Here is an 18317-nt window from a genome sequence, read left to right on the forward strand (position 1 = left end):
GTCAAGGATTCCACTTGTTGGAGAGCGCCGGCCGCACGGCTTTCACGGCGGGCTGGTCTTCGATGAAATTGTCCGGGTAGTAGCCGAAACTGGTCACGCCCTGGCGCTTGAGGCGCCCCATCCAGTCGGCCAGTTGTTCGCCCTCGATGTCTGCCACTGGCTTGCTGTGCCAATCACGGGCTTGCAGTTCGAACACCGTGCGCTTGAGTGCACCGGGGCGAGCCTTGATGGTTTCCACCAATCGCTCCAGCCAGGGCCCCGACTGTTCGCGGGTCTGTTTTTCCATCAGGGGCATGGCCATCGGCGCCGTCCAGTCGTAGGCGGCGAGGAAATCGTCAAGGTTCTGGGCGAACCAGGCTTCGCTTTCCGGGTTGAGCATCGGTTCGGCAAAGATGTTGCGCGCCGTGCGCACCTGCGGGCCACGTATCGCCCGGACCTTGGCGGTGAGCTCGGCGGTGAAGTCGATCAGGTAGCGGCTCTTGAAGCGAGTCCAACGCTGCATGGCGGCAGGGTCATCGCGCAGGGCAGCGATCGATTGCGGCAAGCCATGGGCGGCGTACACTTTCATCGCGGCGGGGCCGGCGTCCTCGAAGTCGGAGAATACGGCATCGTCATGATAAAGAACGCCGTCCACCGAGCTCATCCGCGCCATGTCCTCGTAGATCTCGCCGATGATCTTTCGCACGTTCGGGTCGAACGGCGACAGGCGTACATATTGGTCTGGGGCGACGCCCGTCTTGCCGGTCTCCGGATCCCAGCGCTGCACGCGCGGCAACTTCGAATCCAGGGCAAAACTGAGTACCGGCATCCACGCATAGACCTTGACGTTGGCCCGGGTGCGCAATTGCCATGCAACGCGGTCGAACAGATCGGCGCGCACCGGCAGGTGGCGGTTAGGAAAGTACAGCGAGTGGACCAGACCATCGCCTTTTGGATCGGCGAACGCTTGCAAGAACACCGTGTTGGCGCCCAGGTCATAGATGCGCTGGACCAGTTTGCCGACGTTGGCCTCCTGCTGCACGGGGTCAGAATCGTAGACGTAATCCAGGTCGACGTGGACCACCCGCATCGGGTCGATCGTCTGCACTGACGCGATACTTTCGGCGAAGTGAGCACCATCCGGATCGGATGCGACCAGGAAGCGCGGTCCACTCATCAGGTTATCGAGGCTGTCGAGGCCATCTTCCAGGGTCAGGGCCATCTGGTAACCCTGGCTGCCGATCACTTGCAATGCGGTGCCGTCGGCCTCGCCGTAAGGCCACACCCAGACACGCGGGCTGTAGCCGACCACCTTGCGGATCTTGTCTGAAATAGCCGCCACGTCTTTGCGCATACGCGCCTGGAAATCGGCCTCGCTCTCATAGCGATCGGTCACGGCATCATAGAGCCGGGTAGTTGCCGCCGGCTGTTGGTTTCCTTGGGGATTGGCGAGCACGCCTTTGTGGTTGGCGTCGGTGTGGGCCGCGATTTCCACCAGGCCCGATTTCGAAATCTCGCGAATCTGCTCCCACGTGAGGAACTCGGAACGCTTGCGCGGCACACCGGCGAAATCCACATTCTGGTTCATCGGCGTGTCGACCCAACTGCCGACCGGGGCCAGGATTGCCGGCCAGTTGTAGGCTCGCAAGATCGGCATGACGCGCGTATAGAAGCTTGAGTAGCCATCGTCGAAACTCAGCAACACCGCACGCGGCGGCAGTTGCGGTCCGCCGTTGCGGGCAGCGATGATCTGGTCGACCGTGACCGCCTGGTAATTGTTTTCACGCAGCCAGGCCAGCTGTTCAATCAGGCGCTCAGTGCGCACGGCTACCAGGCCCTGGTCGGGGTCGCGGTCTTCGACATCATGGTAGGCAATACCCAGCACATGGTTTTTCGGCCACGGGGCATCGTTCGCCGCGACCGGCCGTTGCGAAGGTGGCGCGAACGCCGGGGCTTGCTGGGCACAAGCGCTGATCAGCAAGACTCCCAGCAGAAGGATGAATCGCGAAATGACGGGCATTTTCAAACTCTTCTAGAAGCGGTAGGTGAGATCGACAAGCAGGCGCAGATCGCTTTCACGATCGCCGTCGTAAGGGCGGTTGAGCCAGCTCAGCGCGGCCCCGGCTTCGAGCACATCGTTCCAGAGCAAGCGTTGGCCGTAGCCGAGCAACCCCATGGCACCGGTGTTGTAGTCGCGCTGGCTGTAGGTGCCAGCGCCGACTTGGAATTGCTGGCTCCAAGTGGTTTCGTAACGGCGGTACAGCACGTGATTGGCGCTCACGGTCGGCATGACGCTGAAGTCCGACTTCGGATTGAAGTACGGCACTTCTTCGGAACCGCTGTTGCGGCTGGCACCCACTTCCAGTCCCAGCTCCACCTGCAGGCGTGGGGCGCTGTAGATGCCCTCGCGGCCGGTCAGCAGGGTCTCCAGGCGATTGTTGCCGTCACTGAAATGGGACGGGCTCACAGCCAGCCGCCATTCGCGGCTTTCATTGGCGCGCCAGCGGACGAAACCGCTCCCGCCATTGGCGCGAATACCGCTGTTGAGAGCTCGCAACGGTGTCTCGGCCGAGAGGTAATCCAGGCTGCCGCCGTACTGCCAGTGATCGTTGATGTCCCGGGCCACGGCCACGCGCGCGCCTTGTTTGTCACCGGAGCCGTACGAGTGGTTGGAGACTTCCGCTTCCAGAGTCATGTCGCGGGTACGCCGCTCCACGCCCAAGCGCTGCCAACGATGATGGCCGGTGCCTTCCTCAAAGTCGCCAGTGGCGTAGCCGGCACCGCCGAATAGCCGCCAGTCTTCGTCAATGGGCGGGCTGTAGAGCAACGTTTCGATACCAAAGTCCCGGCTACCCGTCACCGCGCCGGCATCGCCGTTGCCACCGCCGTAGCTTTTGCCGGTGTAGGCTTCGATGCGCAATTCAGCCATGTCATGAACGTCACGCTGACGTTGCAGGCGTTTGACGTGGGCATTCTCCGGATAACGGGCGACCACGTCGTCGGTAAGCGCGTCCATCTGCCGCCATTCCTGCAGGTCCATCGCCGCGCGAGCCTGGGCGACTTCCAGGTCGCGATTGCGCGGTGTCGTGGTCTCGATTTCCTTGAGCAGGCTTTCTGAACGCCGCGGCCAGTCACGGGCTTGATACAGGTCGGCCTGGGCCAGGCGCAGGCCGATGTGGCCAGGGGCTTGGTAGATGAGACTTTCCAGACGCGTTTCGGCGGAGGGCAGGTCAGCGCCATAAGTGCCTGCTTGAGCGGCAAGCATCTGCGCATCCATCCACTCGTCGTTGGGGTTACCGATTGGCAATCCCTTGAGCTCCACCCGAGACGGCTGTGATTTAGCCAGATCTTCGGCCAGCGCGCGGGCCTCTTCGGACTTTTCGCTTTCCAGCAAGGCGTAGTAGAGCGCGGTGCTGTCTTCGAAACGGTCCGCAGGGTCGGCATCCGGCGCGGTCAGTACACGGCGGTACAGCTCGACGGCTATTTCCGGCTCACGTTGCTCAAGATAAGAAGAGGCCACCCAGCGCAAGGCATAAGTCGGAATGCTGATACCTTCAGCGACCAGCTTCTGGTATTCGGCGATCACCTCTGCCCGGCGAGCGCGGGCGTTGAGGGCTCCCATGCGGTCGATTCGCCACCGCAGCACGTCCTCATGGGCCTCGGCCACTGGCGTCCAGGTGGCGAGCAGTTTGTCGTAATCGGCCAACGCGCGGTCAGCGATGACAAAGCGCTCCTTTTCGCTGCGGCTGGCCATATCCGCCAGACGCACCCGTTCAGCCGCCACATCGCCTTCAAGCCGGCGCTGCACGCCGCGGTCGATCAGCCCAGGCTGAAGACGGGCCAGGCGCAACGCCGGTTCAGGCAACCTGGCACGCTGCAGCGCATGAATGTATTCGCGCGCGACTTCAGGCTTGTTGCTACCGGCACGGATGAAGGCTTGATCGTATTGGAACAGGGCTTCGTGGGGATTGTCAGCGCGCGTCAGTGCATAGCCCAACGCCAACCGGCGCACCGGATCTTCGGGCTTGGCGGCAACCAGGACCTTGGCACGGCTGACGGCTTCGTCGGGTTTGCCGGCGTCGGCCTGGGTCAGGGCCAGGCCCAGTTGCAGGTCCGCATTTCGTGGTTCGATGGCCAGGGCTCGACGATACAGCTCAATCGCCGGATCCCAACGCTGGAGGTTGCGATAGGAGCGGGCCGCTGCGGTCAGCGCCTGGACCGGTAACTCGCGGTAACGGCCTTGGGTTTCGTAGACCTTCACCACCTCGGCATCGAGACCAGCCCAGCTGGCGATCTGCAAGTGATCGCTGATTTGCGCGGTACTGGCCTGCCCCGCCGGAACTTGGCGCAACACGGCCAGTGCGGGCGTGTAATCGCCCGAACGGGCATCAAGCACCATTTGGTCATAGGCGGCATCGGCAAACGCCGCCAGCGGCAAGCACAACTGGCTGCACAGCGCGACGCGAAACAACGGGCGCAAACCGAATCGAATAAAGGGACCCACAGTACGCGGCATTCGTCAGCATCCTTACATGGCCAGCCGGGTCGCAGTGCCCCCTTGCCCATCAAACAGGAGGCCGGGTCAAAGGAACCCAGCCAAGCTCTAACGGGCTAAGTCTGGCATCGCGCGAAGGGTGATTTTTCGGAACGCCATAATTCTTCAGAATCCATGCAGATTTCAGCGCCGAAGTTTTCAAAGAGAAAAAAAAACCGGCTCGTGCGCAGGGCACGGGCCGGTTTTTTGGAGGGGAGCTTTTAGGGGTATTACTGAACGGCGACGCCGCCGCCCAACTTACTCATCACAAATGCCGAGAATTGTTCAACGGTCATTTTCTGTCCGTTGAAATCCACTTGATTGTTGGCGTAGTGCAAGTTGGTGACCACGTCGTTGCCTTCCAGCTTCGCCAGCTCCGTACCCACAGCCATGGCGCTGAACATATCGCTGGTGGCAGTGGCCTGGTCGGCGATCAGTTTGGCGTCTGTCTGGCCTTCCATCTGCGCCTGCACGGTCAGCAGGTCCACAAGCATCGGCTTGGACACCTTCACTTTGAAATCCAGCAGGGCGAGCAATTGACGGCCTAGTTCATCCGGCGGCAGATCCATCGATTGTGGCTTGGCCAGGTCTACGACAAGGCTCGCGCGGCTTTCACCGTTAGCCGTATTAAACGAGAGGTTCTCCAGGGCCACTTGTGGGGCGCCCGCCAGGAGTTTCTCCAGATCGGCCTTGACCTGCGCCTCTTCGGCCTCGGTCAAATTCAGCTCTGGCGCTGGCTCGCCCGCTTCAGCGGCCTCGGCAGCAGCTTTTTCGTATGGCTGCAGTTTGGCTTGGTAGACCTGCATCAGCGACATGGTTGCGGGAATATCCAGGTTCTTCAGGCTTACCGCCATCTGCGCCGAACCAATGACCTTATCGTTGAAAGACAACTCACCGATCTTGTAGTCGGCACGCCCCGAAGCGCTGGTACCCTTTTCGGAGCTGTTGTTCTTCATTTCGAAATTCTTCAGGCCCAGCACTGATTTCTGTTCGCCGAAACTGGTCTTGCTGTTACTCAGCAGCAGGGTGTTATCACCCATGTAGTAGCCGTAGGTGCTCTTGGTCAGGTTGCTGGCCAATGTCAGACCGCTGAGCTCGATTTGCACCGGTGTTTGATCTTCGGCGACGGTGGTCAGTTTGAAACTGTCCATATAACCGTCGGCCTTGATCTTCTCTGCTTGGGCGCTGGCTGCCACGTCGATTTTCAGGCCGGAAAAGATGAGCTGGGATTGTTCGTCCAGCTTGGTATCCAGCGGGAGCAGTTCGAATGTACCGTTTGTGGACTGATCGTAGCCGAGGTTGAAAACGCCTTTGAGCGGCGATTTATCCTTGGCGGCAACAAACCATTTTTCGGTCAGCGGAGTCCGCTCAAGTTCGGTGTGGCTGGTAGCCATGACCGGCAACCATTTGAGCGTCATCAGCCGGGAAACCGGTAGCGGGCCGTGTTCGATGTTATCAACGAACAACAATTCAACGGATTCGCCACCAAACATTTCGCCTTCACCTTTGAGGCGGTAATGCGCAGTGCTGCTGAATGTTCCACGATCCAAGGAAACCAGCTCGATCGAAGCGGTACCGTTGGACCCGGCCAAAGCCGTTTGCAATTGCTTGTTGCTGTCGGCAATGGCTGTATTCAAGACTCCTTCAAGCTTCGTCCCGGTATACCAGGCGCCGCCCGCACTGATAGCGCCAATAACCACAACGATTCCGAGAAGTACGCTTGCTGATTTATTCATGAGAGACCCGATCGTATTCCATGGTTGAAAAAGTCGCCGTCTTCCTTGACCCGCAAAGGGCTGTGGCTCGACGCGGCAAAAGTGGTGGAGGAGATTAGCACCAGGCACGCCAGCAAGCCCAATGTTTAAAGGGGAAAAAGCGTGTTCTTGAGAAATGGTCTACGAATATTGGACTTCGATCTCGTCCAGTTGGTGATCAAATGTCTTGAGCCGTGCCGTCCAGGTGTATACCAGTACCTCGAAATCACGATTGATCACCGCCGTACTCGACGAGTCGGCACGCCCATCACAGAAATCCAACTGGTAACGCTCCCTAGCCATGGCATTGGCGACATCGCACAGTTCACGAGCGTTGTTGAGCCAGTGCCAATCATCTTGCGCGACCTGCTCGTCCAAGGCCGCGCATTGGATTTTCAAGGCTTCGAGACTTTTTTCCAATGGTGTACCCGTGAGCTCTCCCATGACCTCTTGGAACGTGCGACCTGGTTGCCAATAGCTGCCCCAGAAATAGCGATCAAACACCGTCTCGACCCGACGCAGCGCGACCTTGGTGTCCCATATCAACACCAGGGTCTTGCCTTGCTCGAGCTGTTTTTTCTTGATGCGCTGGCCTTGCATCGAGGCCCAGGCGACAACTGCGATGGATATGACACCGATCAGCGCGGACGCGCTATCAAGGAAAATCAGCGCTTTATCGAGCTGATGAGTCAGCATGACGCCATAGAAATAGGTGGCCGAAAGCAGTACCAACGCCGCAATAGCGCACCAGAAGCCGGGAGCATAAGGGTTTTTCATTATTCGAATCCCCATGACCAGTCACATCGCGGGCTCTCGTTGCAAACGCCCAACAACCCAAGCATAGCAATGGACTGGGGGTTTGCCGGGGCGCGACAGCAATTAGGGAGATGATCCGATTACCGGCTCTGAAACGACAAAACCCCCGTCTGCGGTGCAGACAGGGGTTTTGGGAATTCAATCTTGACGATGACCTACTCTCACATGGGGAAACCCCACACTACCATCGGCGATGCATCGTTTCACTGCTGAGTTCGGGATGGGATCAGGTGGTTCCAATGCTCTATGGTCGTCAAGAAATTCTGTGACCAACCCGTTCAGGAACAACGTGTCGGTTAAAATCGAAGACTTCTACTAAAACAAAACCCCTACCTGCATCAGCAGATAGGGGTTTCGGAATTTAATCTTGACGATGACCTACTCTCACATGGGGAAACCCCACACTACCATCGGCGATGCATCGTTTCACTTCTGAGTTCGGGATGGGATCAGGTGGTTCCAATGCTCTATGGTCGTCAAGAAATTCGGTAGCCAGCGCGTGCCTTGCGGTCACGTTCCAGCGAATGGGTATGTGATAGCGTGTTGCTTGTGAGTATCTCGAACTTTCGGTTCGTTTCGTCTTCACAACACCGCAATCTGGCCTCTTTCGAGTCTACAAATTGCTTGGGTGTTATATGGTCAAGCCTCACGGGCAATTAGTACAGGTTAGCTCAACGCCTCACAGCGCTTACACACCCTGCCTATCAACGTCGTAGTCTTCGACGGCCCTTCAGGGAGCTCAAGGCTCCAGTGAGATCTCATCTTGAGGCAAGTTTCCCGCTTAGATGCTTTCAGCGGTTATCTTTTCCGAACATAGCTACCCGGCAATGCCACTGGCGTGACAACCGGAACACCAGAGGTTCGTCCACTCCGGTCCTCTCGTACTAGGAGCAGCCCCTCTCAAATCTCAAACGTCCACGGCAGATAGGGACCGAACTGTCTCACGACGTTCTAAACCCAGCTCGCGTACCACTTTAAATGGCGAACAGCCATACCCTTGGGACCGGCTTCAGCCCCAGGATGTGATGAGCCGACATCGAGGTGCCAAACACCGCCGTCGATATGAACTCTTGGGCGGTATCAGCCTGTTATCCCCGGAGTACCTTTTATCCGTTGAGCGATGGCCCTTCCATACAGAACCACCGGATCACTAAGACCTACTTTCGTACCTGCTCGACGTGTCTGTCTCGCAGTCAAGCGCGCTTTTGCCTTTATACTCTACGACCGATTTCCGACCGGTCTGAGCGCACCTTCGTACTCCTCCGTTACTCTTTAGGAGGAGACCGCCCCAGTCAAACTACCCACCATACACTGTCCTCGATCCGGATAACGGACCTGAGTTAGAACCTCAAAGTTGCCAGGGTGGTATTTCAAGGATGGCTCCACGCAGACTGGCGTCCACGCTTCAAAGCCTCCCACCTATCCTACACAAGCAAATTCAAAGTCCAGTGCAAAGCTATAGTAAAGGTTCACGGGGTCTTTCCGTCTAGCCGCGGATACACTGCATCTTCACAGCGATTTCAATTTCACTGAGTCTCGGGTGGAGACAGCGCCGCCATCGTTACGCCATTCGTGCAGGTCGGAACTTACCCGACAAGGAATTTCGCTACCTTAGGACCGTTATAGTTACGGCCGCCGTTTACCGGGGCTTCGATCAAGAGCTTCGCGTTAGCTAACCCCATCAATTAACCTTCCGGCACCGGGCAGGCGTCACACCCTATACGTCCACTTTCGTGTTTGCAGAGTGCTGTGTTTTTAATAAACAGTCGCAGCGGCCTGGTATCTTCGACCGGCGTGGGCTTACGCAGCAAGTGCTTCACCCTCACCGGCGCACCTTCTCCCGAAGTTACGGTGCCATTTTGCCTAGTTCCTTCACCCGAGTTCTCTCAAGCGCCTTGGTATTCTCTACCCAACCACCTGTGTCGGTTTGGGGTACGGTTCCTGGTTACCTGAAGCTTAGAAGCTTTTCTTGGAAGCATGGCATCAACCACTTCGTCACCCAAAGGGTAACTCGTCATCAGCTCTCGGCCTTAAGATCCCGGATTTACCTAAGATCTCAGCCTACCACCTTAAACTTGGACAACCAACGCCAAGCTGGCCTAGCCTTCTCCGTCCCTCCATCGCAATAACCAGAAGTACAGGAATATTAACCTGTTTTCCATCGACTACGCTTTTCAGCCTCGCCTTAGGGACCGACTAACCCTGCGTCGATTAACGTTGCGCAGGAAACCTTGGTCTTTCGGCGTGGGTGTTTTTCACACCCATTGTCGTTACTCATGTCAGCATTCGCACTTCTGATACCTCCAGCAAGCTTCTCAACTCACCTTCACAGGCTTACAGAACGCTCCTCTACCGCATCACTTACGTGATACCCGTAGCTTCGGTGTATGGTTTGAGCCCCGTTACATCTTCCGCGCAGGCCGACTCGACTAGTGAGCTATTACGCTTTCTTTAAAGGGTGGCTGCTTCTAAGCCAACCTCCTAGCTGTCTAAGCCTTCCCACATCGTTTCCCACTTAACCATAACTTTGGGACCTTAGCTGACGGTCTGGGTTGTTTCCCTTTTCACGACGGACGTTAGCACCCGCCGTGTGTCTCCCATGCTCGGCACTTGTAGGTATTCGGAGTTTGCATCGGTTTGGTAAGTCGGGATGACCCCCTAGCCGAAACAGTGCTCTACCCCCTACAGTGATACATGAGGCGCTACCTAAATAGCTTTCGAGGAGAACCAGCTATCTCCGAGCTTGATTAGCCTTTCACTCCGATCCACAGGTCATCCGCTAACTTTTCAACGGTAGTCGGTTCGGTCCTCCAGTCAGTGTTACCTAACCTTCAACCTGCCCATGGATAGATCGCCCGGTTTCGGGTCTATTCCCAGCGACTAGACGCCCTATTAAGACTCGCTTTCGCTACGCCTCCCCTATTCGGTTAAGCTCGCCACTGAAAATAAGTCGCTGACCCATTATACAAAAGGTACGCAGTCACCCAACAAAGTGGGCTCCCACTGCTTGTACGCATACGGTTTCAGGATCTATTTCACTCCCCTCTCCGGGGTTCTTTTCGCCTTTCCCTCACGGTACTAGTTCACTATCGGTCAGTCAGTAGTATTTAGCCTTGGAGGATGGTCCCCCCATATTCAGACAAAGTTTCTCGTGCTCCGTCCTACTCGATTTCACTTCTAAGATCCTTTCGCGTACAGGGCTATCACCCACTATGGCCGCACTTTCCAGAGCGTTCCGCTAAAATCAAAGAAGCTTAAGGGCTAGTCCCCGTTCGCTCGCCACTACTAAGGGAATCTCGGTTGATTTCTTTTCCTCAGGGTACTTAGATGTTTCAGTTCCCCTGGTTCGCCTCTTGCACCTATGTATTCAGTACAAGATAACCATCTTATGATGGCTGGGTTCCCCCATTCAGACATCTCCGGATCACAGTCTGTTTGCCGACTCCCCGAAGCTTTTCGCAGGCTACCACGTCTTTCATCGCCTCTGACTGCCAAGGCATCCACCGTATGCGCTTCTTCACTTGACCATATAACCCCAAGCAATCTGGTTATACTGTGAAGACGACATTCGCCGAAAATTCGATCTGGCTCTAAGAGCCACTCACAAATTTTACCTTAGCCTGATCCGTTACCAGTGAAAGTAACGTTCAGTCTATCTTTCTATCACATACCCAAATTTTTAAAGAACGATCTAATCAAAAGACTAGAAATCAACATTCATCATCCAGCGGATGGAACGCTCATTTCTAAGCTTTCAGAAGCAGTTTATGGTGGAGCCAAGCGGGATCGAACCGCTGACCTCCTGCGTGCAAGGCAGGCGCTCTCCCAGCTGAGCTATGGCCCCATAACAAAATTGGTGGGTCTGGGCAGATTCGAACTGCCGACCTCACCCTTATCAGGGGTGCGCTCTAACCAACTGAGCTACAGACCCAATTTCGAGCTTGTAACTGTTAGCTGTGAGCTATCAGCTTGGAGCTTAAAGCTGCTTCTATCGTCTTCTTCAATGAATCAAGCAATTCGTGTGGGAGCTCATGGAGCCGCTGCTGTCGTCGATTAAGGAGGTGATCCAGCCGCAGGTTCCCCTACGGCTACCTTGTTACGACTTCACCCCAGTCATGAATCACACCGTGGTAACCGTCCCCCCGAAGGTTAGACTAGCTACTTCTGGTGCAACCCACTCCCATGGTGTGACGGGCGGTGTGTACAAGGCCCGGGAACGTATTCACCGCGACATTCTGATTCGCGATTACTAGCGATTCCGACTTCACGCAGTCGAGTTGCAGACTGCGATCCGGACTACGATCGGTTTTGTGGGATTAGCTCCACCTCGCGGCTTGGCAACCCTCTGTACCGACCATTGTAGCACGTGTGTAGCCCAGGCCGTAAGGGCCATGATGACTTGACGTCATCCCCACCTTCCTCCGGTTTGTCACCGGCAGTCTCCTTAGAGTGCCCACCATAACGTGCTGGTAACTAAGGACAAGGGTTGCGCTCGTTACGGGACTTAACCCAACATCTCACGACACGAGCTGACGACAGCCATGCAGCACCTGTCTCAATGCTCCCGAAGGCACCAATCCATCTCTGGAAAGTTCATTGGATGTCAAGGCCTGGTAAGGTTCTTCGCGTTGCTTCGAATTAAACCACATGCTCCACCGCTTGTGCGGGCCCCCGTCAATTCATTTGAGTTTTAACCTTGCGGCCGTACTCCCCAGGCGGTCAACTTAATGCGTTAGCTGCGCCACTAAGAGCTCAAGGCTCCCAACGGCTAGTTGACATCGTTTACGGCGTGGACTACCAGGGTATCTAATCCTGTTTGCTCCCCACGCTTTCGCACCTCAGTGTCAGTATCAGTCCAGGTGGTCGCCTTCGCCACTGGTGTTCCTTCCTATATCTACGCATTTCACCGCTACACAGGAAATTCCACCACCCTCTACCATACTCTAGCTCGACAGTTTTGAATGCAGTTCCCAGGTTGAGCCCGGGGATTTCACATCCAACTTAACGAACCACCTACGCGCGCTTTACGCCCAGTAATTCCGATTAACGCTTGCACCCTCTGTATTACCGCGGCTGCTGGCACAGAGTTAGCCGGTGCTTATTCTGTCGGTAACGTCAAAACACTAACGTATTAGGTTAATGCCCTTCCTCCCAACTTAAAGTGCTTTACAATCCGAAGACCTTCTTCACACACGCGGCATGGCTGGATCAGGCTTTCGCCCATTGTCCAATATTCCCCACTGCTGCCTCCCGTAGGAGTCTGGACCGTGTCTCAGTTCCAGTGTGACTGATCATCCTCTCAGACCAGTTACGGATCGTCGCCTTGGTGAGCCATTACCTCACCAACTAGCTAATCCGACCTAGGCTCATCTGATAGCGCAAGGCCCGAAGGTCCCCTGCTTTCTCCCGTAGGACGTATGCGGTATTAGCGTCCGTTTCCGAGCGTTATCCCCCACTACCAGGCAGATTCCTAGGCATTACTCACCCGTCCGCCGCTCGCCACCAGATACAAGTACCCGTGCTGCCGCTCGACTTGCATGTGTTAGGCCTGCCGCCAGCGTTCAATCTGAGCCATGATCAAACTCTTCAGTTCAAACATCTTTGGGTTTTGAGAAAACCCTAAACTTGGCTCAGCAATCGTTGGTTACATCTTTGATTTCTCGCGGAGTAACTTGTGATGCTGATAATCTGTTGACTAGCAGTCTGACTCCACAAGCACCCACACGAATTGCTTGATTCAGTTGTTAAAGAGCGGTGGGTTGAGCCTTTCGTCTCAACCGAGGCGCGCATTCTACAGCGCCCCGTGTATCTGTCAAGCGGTTATTTTAAGAAGTTTTCAAAATTTCGCTTGGAAATCCTTAACAACTTCAACCACTTGCGCTTCCGATCTCTCGTTAGCGGGAGGCGAATTCTACAGCGTTACTCGCTGCTGTCAACACCTCTTTTTTACCGCTTTCGACCGAGAGGATCGAACCGTCGATAGCACCCAACAAACCGGCCTACCCACTCCTTCCGCGCCTCGATGAACTGAAGCGAAGCACTTACCGAAACTTGGTTAACTCATTGAAACTCAAGGAGTTTTCCGTTTCGACTGCGCCGGAAGTGGGGCGAATTATAGACATCCAGAATTTGCCGTCAACCCTTTATTTTGTTTTCTATCAATCAGATACCCAAATGACCGCAAGCGCCCTTCTATATAGAAGGGAGGCTACAGGACGCCGGAGTCCCGCAAGGTCGCTATCGCTGCAATATCCAGCCCCAGTACCCGCTGCAACACCTCCATCGTATGTTCGCCTAATAAGGGAGGCGCGTTTCTATATTCAATCGGCGTATCGGACAAGCGAATAGGACTGGCTACTTGCGGCACTGTACCGGCCAACAGGTGGGGCAACTCGATCGCCAACCCGCGAGCCTGCACCTGAGGATCGGCAAACACCTGGGCCAAATCGTTGATAGGGCCACACGGCACTCCGGCTTGCTCTAACTGAACCACCCACTCGGAAGTCGTCTTGAATACCGTCGCCTGGCGAATCAACGGGATCAGTGCCGCCCGGTTCGCCACTCGCATCTTGTTCGTCGCGAACCGGGGATCATCGGCCCACTGCGGTTGGCCGGCGACCTCGGCGAATTTTCGAAATTGACCGTCGTTACCCACCGTAAGGATGAAGTCACCATCAGCTGTGGGAAAATCTTGGTAAGGCACGATATTGGGATGCGCATTTCCCAACCGCTTCGGCGCACTGCCTGTGGTCAGGTAATTCATTGCCTGGTTGGCCAGGCATGCCACCTGAACATCCAGCAAAGCCATATCGATATGCTGCCCACCGCCGGCATGGTCGCGATGAGCCAACGCTGCCAGGATGGCAGCGGTCGAATACAAGCCGGTCAGAATATCCGTCAATGCAACACCGACTTTCACCGGCCCAGCTCCCTCTTCCCCTTCCGGTCGACCGGTAAGGCTCATCAAGCCTCCCAGCCCTTGGATCATGAAGTCATACCCGGCGCGCTTGGCATATGGCCCCGTCTGGCCAAAACCGGTGATCGAACAATAGATCAACTGCGGATTGATAGCCTTTATCGAGTCGTAATCCAGGCCATAGGCAGCGAGTCCACCCACCTTGAAGTTTTCGATCAGAATGTCGGACTTCGCCGCTAGCTCCCGGATCAGCTTCTGGCCCTCGGGGCGAGTAAAATCGATCGTGACCGATTGCTTGTTGCGATTGGCCGCTAGGTAATAAGCCGCCTCGGTCGTGTTCTCGCCGTAAGCGTCCTTAAGGAAGGGCGGGCCCCACGCACGCGTATCATCACCATTGCCAGGGCGCTCGACCTTGATGACATCCGCGCCCAGGTCCGCCAGGATCTGCCCAGCCCAAGGCCCGGCCAGGACCCTTGATAAATCCAATACCCTCAGATGCGAAAGCGCGCCCATCGCCGGTCTCCTATTAATAGAACGCCTGAATACCGGTTTGCGCGCGCCCCAGGATCAGCGCATGGACATCATGGGTGCCTTCGTAGGTATTCACCACTTCCAGGTTCACTAGGTGACGAGCAATGCCGAATTCGTCGGATATACCGTTGCCGCCCAACATGTCACGGGCCATGCGCGCGATATCCAGAGATTTACCGCAAGAATTACGCTTCATGATCGAGGTAATCTCCACCGCAGCCGAGCCCTCGTCTTTCATGCGCCCCAAACGCAAGCAGCCTTGCAGCGCGAGGGTGATTTCCGTCTGCATGTCGGCCAGCTTCTTCTGGATCAACTGATTTGCCGCCAACGGGCGTCCGAACTGTTGCCGATCAAGCGTGTACTGGCGGGCGGTGTGCCAGCAAAACTCAGCGGCCCCCAACGCCCCCCAGGAGATGCCATAGCGTGCCGAGTTCAGGCAAGTAAACGGCCCCTTCAGGCCTCGGACGTCTGGAAAGATGTTCTCCTCCGGAACGAATACATTGTCCATGACGATTTCGCCAGTAATCGACGCGCGCAGCCCGACCTTGCCGTGAATAGCCGGCGCACTCAGGCCTTTCCAGCCTTTTTCCAGGACGAAGCCGCGGATATCGCCAGCGTCGTCTTTGCCCCAGACGACAAACACGTCAGCGATCGGGCTGTTGGTGATCCACATCTTGCTACCCGTCAAGCTGTAGCCGCCTTCCACTTTCCGCGCGCGAGTAATCATCGCGCCCGGGTCGGAACCGTGGTTTGGCTCAGTCAGGCCGAAACAGCCGATCCATTCGCCCGAAGCCAGCTTCGGTAAATATTTCTGTTTTTGCGCCTCGGTCCCGAATTCATTGATGGGCACCATGACCAGCGAGGATTGCACGCTCATCATCGAGCGATAGCCGGAATCGACGCGCTCCACTTCCCTGGCAATAAGGCCATAGCTGACATAGTTCAATCCGCTGCCACCGTATTGCTCGGGAATGGTCGCCCCCAGCAGGCCCACTTCGCCCATTTCACGAAAAATCGCCGGGTCGGTCTTTTCATGACGGAACGCTTCCAGCACTCGAGGCGCGAGCTTCTGCTGGGCAAATTGTTCGGCGGTGTCACGAATCATTCGCTCTTCTTCTGTGAGCTGCTGATCCAACAACAGTGGGTCGATCCAGTTGAAGCTCGCTTTACCGGCCATGAGAAACCTCGCCAATGAGATGAAAATTTGTGGATTGATCCTAGGCGCGGTTTCCTACGAGAGCAAACGAGGATTCCGCATGTTGTTGTGCTAATTTCTCACTCCGTAAAAGGCGAAAAGGCCGTTTACGCCCTTCACGAGTGAGGTCTCCGTACATGCGCCGCAAGATTCCCAGCACCGCCGCCCTGGTCAGCTTCGAGGCCGCGGCCCGCCATGAAAGCTTTACCAAGGCCGCGCAAGAGCTTTCGCTCACACAGGGCGCGATATGCCGACAGGTTGCCAGCCTGGAAGAGTTTCTGAGCGTGGAACTCTTTCGACGTTCAAGGCGCGGCGTAAAGCTGACCGAAGCAGGGCTTTCCTACAGTCGTCGAATTGCCATGCAGCTGGACGCGGTCGAGCGTGACACTCTGTCAGTCATGGGCCATACCGGCGCGAACGTCATCGAGCTGGCGGTAGTGCCAACATTCGGTACGCAATGGTTGTTGCCACGGCTGAAGGATTTTCAAAAGCAGCACCCCGAAGTTACGGTCAACCTGACCAACCGAACACGCCCTTTCCTCTTTGCCGACACCGATTTTGATGCCGCCATCTATTTCGGCGATGCCGATTGGTCCGGTACCGAATCCCACAAGTTGATGGGCGAAAACCCGATGCCGGTATGCAGCCCGGCATTACTGGGAAACCGAAAGGCGCTGACACCGGAGGCTATTGCTCAATTGCCACTGCTTCAGCAGACCACCCGCCCCTATGCATGGCGCCAATGGTTCAGCTCGCAGGAGCTGAACATTGCACGGGACCTGACAGGCCCGCGTTATGAACTATTCTCGATGTTGGCCCAAGCAGCCATGCATGACATGGGAATCGCGTTGATCCCGCCTTTTCTGATCCAGCGCGAACTGGCGGAGGGTCGTTTGGTAATCGCCAATCGCAATGCATTGTCGAGCATCAAGGCGTATTACCTGATGATTCCCGAACGAAAGGTGAAATCTGCTTCGCTTCAGGCGTTTCGCGACTGGCTGGTAAACCAAGCCAAGGGCTATCTCCTTGAATAGCAATGCAAAATTGCGATCTTGACTACGTAGTCAGTTTATTAGGATCGCTACAGATATAAGTTTATGTCGCATAAAACCAAACTGTTATGGACGAAGTACAATCGTTCCACAACCGGCTAAATACGTGGCTTTGAGCCACATTTCCAACGCATGCCTACGTATTCACCTTGGCAATGTAAAAAGTAAGACGATTCTCCGGCTATCCCTTTAAGAACAAGGCTTCACGGGCAATTGAACCTGATGGTTGCGACACTTGGTCACAGGGTGACTTGTAGTTAATTTTTCGTCACACGTCATAATCCCTTGAAGGGCAGAATTTTCGCCTGCAAAATGCCGCGCCCCGCCTGAAGAGGCGAGGTCGTGCTGATCGGCCGCCCCAGCCGCACCATCCGAAGTGCCTGGGTTTACTCAATAAGATCACGCAGGAGATTTGACGTGCACATTGGTGTTCCCCTCGAAACCCAAACGGGTGAAACACGGGTTGCTGCTACCCCGGAAACCATCAAGAAGCTCATCGGCCAAGGCCATAAGGTTACTGTTCAAAGCGGCGCCGGTATCAAGGCCAGCGTGGTCGACAGTGCTTACGAAGCGGCGGGCGCAACTATTGGCAGCGCCAGCGATGCGTTCGGGGCCGAACTGATCCTCAAGGTGGTCGCCCCCAGCGATAGCGAACTGGGGCTGATCAAGAGCGGCAGCGTTCTGGTGGGCATGCTCAATCCGTTCAATAACGAGACCATTACCAAGCTGGCCGAGCGCGGCATTACCGCATTCGCCCTTGAGGCCGCCCCACGCACGTCCCGGGCCCAAAGCCTGGATGTGTTGTCGTCTCAAGCGAACATTGCCGGGTATAAGGCCGTGCTGCTGGCCGCCCATCATTATCCACGCTTCATGCCGATGCTGATGACAGCGGCGGGCACCGTGAAAGCGGCGCGAGTATTGATCCTTGGCGCCGGTGTGGCGGGGCTACAGGCAATTGCCACGGCCAAGCGCCTGGGTGCTGTGATCGAGGCTTCGGATGTGCGGCCCGCGGTAAAGGAACAAATCGAATCCCTCGGCGCCAAGTTCGTCGACGTGCCTTACGAAACCGACGAAGAGCGTGAATGCGCCGTCGGCGTTGGAGGTTACGCCCGGCCCATGCCTGCCAGCTGGATGCAGCGTCAGGCCCAGGCTGTGCACGAGCGCGCCAAACAAGCTGACATTGTCATTACCACGGCACTGATTCCGGGCCGCAAGGCACCGACGCTGCTAAGCGCCGAAACCGTCGCGCAAATGAAACCCGGCTCGGTGGTCATCGACCTCGCGGCAGCCCAGGGCGGCAATTGCCCGCTGACCGTGGCCGACCAGGTGGTTGTCGAGAACGGCGTCACCATCGTCGGCCCGACTAACCTGGCTGGCGAAGTCGCGGCCGATGCCTCGGCGCTGTACGCCCGTAACCTGCTGGACTTCCTGAAGCTGGTCTTCACCAAGGAAGGCCAGTTCGACGTGAACCTGGAAGACGACATCGTCGCAGCGTGCCTGATGTGCCGCGACGGCCAAGTCATCCGCAAAAACGCCTAAG

8 protein-coding genes, 2 tRNA genes and 4 rRNA genes are annotated in these 18317 nt (G+C 56.3%); 2 read left to right on the forward strand and 12 right to left on the reverse strand.

Annotated features, from left to right (window positions below; genetic code table 11):
* Nucleotide 1: 1 nt before the first annotated feature.
* The 12 genes from pgaB to J3P92_RS24650 form a co-directional block, all read right to left on the reverse strand.
* Nucleotides 2–1999 (reverse strand): poly-beta-1,6-N-acetyl-D-glucosamine N-deacetylase PgaB, encoded by a 1998-nt coding sequence (gene pgaB / locus J3P92_RS24595; RefSeq protein ID WP_434649386.1) that lies wholly within the window; start codon nt 1997–1999, stop codon nt 2–4.
* Nucleotides 2000–2011: 12 nt separating this feature from the next.
* Nucleotides 2012–4495, reverse strand: coding sequence for a poly-beta-1,6 N-acetyl-D-glucosamine export porin PgaA (gene pgaA / locus J3P92_RS24600; protein WP_434649389.1), 2484 nt, complete (start codon nt 4493–4495; stop codon nt 2012–2014).
* Nucleotides 4496–4743: 248 nt separating this feature from the next.
* Nucleotides 4744–6249, reverse strand: a complete 1506-nt coding sequence (locus tag J3P92_RS24605) for a YdgA family protein (protein ID WP_420767778.1) — start codon at nt 6247–6249, stop codon at nt 4744–4746.
* A 159-nt stretch (nt 6250–6408) separates the two neighbouring features.
* Nucleotides 6409–7044: an NADH:ubiquinone oxidoreductase subunit N gene (locus J3P92_RS24610; RefSeq protein WP_420767737.1), complete on the reverse strand. Its 636-nt coding sequence runs from the start codon at nt 7042–7044 to the stop codon at nt 6409–6411.
* 181 nt (nt 7045–7225) lie between these two features.
* Nucleotides 7226–7341: ribosomal RNA gene (gene rrf / locus J3P92_RS24615) — 5S ribosomal RNA — on the reverse strand.
* 107 nt (nt 7342–7448) lie between these two features.
* Nucleotides 7449–7564: ribosomal RNA gene (gene rrf / locus J3P92_RS24620) — 5S ribosomal RNA — on the reverse strand.
* Nucleotides 7565–7718: 154 nt separating this feature from the next.
* Nucleotides 7719–10610 (reverse strand): 23S ribosomal RNA (locus tag J3P92_RS24625).
* 241 nt (nt 10611–10851) lie between these two features.
* Nucleotides 10852–10927: transfer RNA gene (locus J3P92_RS24630), tRNA-Ala, on the reverse strand.
* A gap of 10 nt (nt 10928–10937) precedes the next feature.
* Nucleotides 10938–11014, reverse strand: a tRNA-Ile gene (locus J3P92_RS24635).
* A gap of 123 nt (nt 11015–11137) precedes the next feature.
* Nucleotides 11138–12676 (reverse strand): 16S ribosomal RNA (locus J3P92_RS24640).
* Together the 16S, 23S and 5S rRNA genes with 2 tRNA genes alongside form the textbook arrangement of a ribosomal RNA operon.
* 615 nt (nt 12677–13291) lie before the next feature.
* The gene (locus tag J3P92_RS24645) at nt 13292–14512 is read right to left on the reverse strand and encodes a CaiB/BaiF CoA transferase family protein (protein WP_434649391.1); all 1221 of its coding nucleotides are present in this window, start codon (nt 14510–14512) and stop codon (nt 13292–13294) included.
* Nucleotides 14513–14525: 13 nt separating this feature from the next.
* Entirely contained in the window at nt 14526–15707 is a 1182-nt protein-coding gene (locus J3P92_RS24650; protein ID WP_039593369.1) for an acyl-CoA dehydrogenase, read from the reverse strand.
* Between the two features lie 155 nt (nt 15708–15862).
* On the opposite strand from J3P92_RS24650, the gene J3P92_RS24655 reads away from it, so the two are divergent.
* Together J3P92_RS24655 and J3P92_RS24660 are read left to right on the forward strand one after the other, a co-directional pair.
* Nucleotides 15863–16759 carry a LysR family transcriptional regulator gene (locus J3P92_RS24655; protein WP_420765931.1) on the forward strand — a complete coding sequence of 299 codons (897 nt, stop codon included), beginning with the start codon at nt 15863–15865 and terminating at the stop codon, nt 16757–16759.
* 435 nt (nt 16760–17194) lie between these two features.
* On the forward strand, nt 17195–18316 hold the full coding sequence (locus tag J3P92_RS24660; protein WP_434561360.1) for a Re/Si-specific NAD(P)(+) transhydrogenase subunit alpha: 1122 nt from the start codon (nt 17195–17197) through the stop codon (nt 18314–18316).
* The last annotated feature ends 1 nt before the right edge of the window (nt 18317 follow it).

Origin of the sequence: Pseudomonas sp. D3-27, from assembly GCF_051132165.1 — a bacterium.
Taxonomy (GTDB): domain Bacteria; phylum Pseudomonadota; class Gammaproteobacteria; order Pseudomonadales; family Pseudomonadaceae; genus Aquipseudomonas.

Excerpts from the sequence above, each read along its gene's own strand:
- pgaB (WP_434649386.1), bottom strand. The coding sequence starts at position 1,999 with ATGCCCGTCATTTCGCGATTCATCCTTCTGCTGGGAGTCTTGCTGATC.
- pgaA (WP_434649389.1), bottom strand. The coding sequence starts at position 4,495 with ATGCCGCGTACTGTGGGTCCCTTTATTCGATTCGGTTTGCGCCCGTTG.
- J3P92_RS24605 (WP_420767778.1), bottom strand. The coding sequence starts at position 6,249 with ATGAATAAATCAGCAAGCGTACTTCTCGGAATCGTTGTGGTTATTGGC.
- J3P92_RS24610 (WP_420767737.1), bottom strand. The coding sequence starts at position 7,044 with ATGAAAAACCCTTATGCTCCCGGCTTCTGGTGCGCTATTGCGGCGTTG.
- J3P92_RS24645 (WP_434649391.1), bottom strand. The coding sequence starts at position 14,512 with ATGGGCGCGCTTTCGCATCTGAGGGTATTGGATTTATCAAGGGTCCTG.
- J3P92_RS24650 (WP_039593369.1), bottom strand. The coding sequence starts at position 15,707 with ATGGCCGGTAAAGCGAGCTTCAACTGGATCGACCCACTGTTGTTGGAT.
- J3P92_RS24655 (WP_420765931.1), top strand. The coding sequence starts at position 15,863 with ATGCGCCGCAAGATTCCCAGCACCGCCGCCCTGGTCAGCTTCGAGGCC.